The organism is Brevibacterium daeguense (genome assembly GCF_021729135.1).
Classification (GTDB): Bacteria; Actinomycetota; Actinomycetes; order Actinomycetales; family Brevibacteriaceae; genus Brevibacterium; species Brevibacterium daeguense.
The window spans coordinates 1-813 of sequence record NZ_JAJTWW010000038.1 but is presented as its reverse complement, the minus strand read 5'-3'; the positions used below and the strand labels follow the sequence as shown (position 1 = coordinate 813).

Here is an 813-nt window from a genome sequence, read left to right as displayed (position 1 = left end):
GCATCTGGGTCCACGCTGTCAGCTCGACTGCGAGCATCACCAGGTGGGTCCAGATCTCGTTGGCCGCCAGCGATGCTAACGGCAGGTTGGCCAGGCCGGTGTCCTTGCTGATCCGGATCCGGTCCTCGCAGCGGGCGCGCCGACGGTGGCGGACCTCCAGGCTTGGGATATCAGCGCTGTTCTGGTTGGTGGCGAACGCGGTGTAGCGCATCCCGTCGATATCGGTGATCCGCAGCTGCGCGCCGGGGTGAGGGCGCTCTTTGCGGATAATCACCCGCATCCCCGCAGGCCACGAAGACAAGTCCAGGTGCTCGGACAGCTCGGTGACCCACGCGCCGTCGCGTTGATCGCCGTCGCTGTTATAGGCCGGCGCCCACGCATCCGGGTCCACCGCAGTGAGTGCGGTTGCCATCGCGGGGGTGAACCCGAACCCGACGGAGTAGGACAGCGACTGGGACGGTCCGGTCAGCCAGTCCAGGAAGGCATGCGTGCCGCCGGCGCTATCGGTGCGGATCAGCGTCGTGGGCCCGGACCGGTGACCATCCGGCAGCTGTGCCAGCGCGTTGCGGGCCACAGTGATGTGATCGGCGGCGGTATTGGCGCCGGCGTTGCCGGGACGCAGCAGCATCGCCAGCGGTTCGCCGGTCCCGCCAGGCCCGTGGTCAGCGAACGCCGTCAGCGGGTGGAACCCGAACCCGCGCTTATACGTCGGTTTGGATTCTTCCTTGTTCTCGCTGTGGGAGGTGATCAGGGTCGCGTCGATATCGATGATCAGCGGATCAGCCTCACTCACCGATGCGGTCGGTGCGTCCG

The 813-nt window shown here is 67.0% G+C and carries 1 protein-coding gene; it reads right to left on the bottom strand.

Features of this window, described 5'->3' with window-relative positions; translation table 11 throughout:
- Positions 1–813, bottom strand: an 813-nt coding sequence (locus LXN01_RS15965; RefSeq protein WP_236866832.1) for an IS1380 family transposase, incomplete at both ends; no start/stop codon positions are given.